The organism is Paraburkholderia sp. SIMBA_030 (assembly GCF_046535245.1).
Lineage (GTDB): Bacteria > Pseudomonadota > Gammaproteobacteria > Burkholderiales > Burkholderiaceae > Paraburkholderia.
In genome coordinates, this window is record NZ_JAWRXB010001278.1 from 1 (window position 1) to 248 (window position 248).

At 44.4% G+C, this 248-nt stretch carries 1 protein-coding gene; it reads left to right on the plus strand.

The features are described 5' to 3' along the window. Positions 1-248 (plus strand): alpha/beta fold hydrolase (locus SB772_RS44165; RefSeq protein WP_410839044.1); only part of this gene is annotated, 248 nt, incomplete at both ends.

Below are 248 nucleotides of genomic sequence, written 5' to 3' on the forward strand. Positions count from 1 at the left end.
GGTAATGGTATTTATAGCAAAATACTGGGCACCTGATCGTACTGTCGCTGAGCTAAAACAATGGCAACTACCCAACAGCGAATTTATAAACATACAAGGTATGCAGGCGCATGTATCGCAGTCAGCTAATTGTCGTATAAATCGTGGCAATACAGCCGAAAAGAATCAACCTGAAACCATCGTTTTATTGCATGGTACATCGGCAAGTTTGCATACATGGGAGGGCTGGACCAAGGCGCTGTCTGATC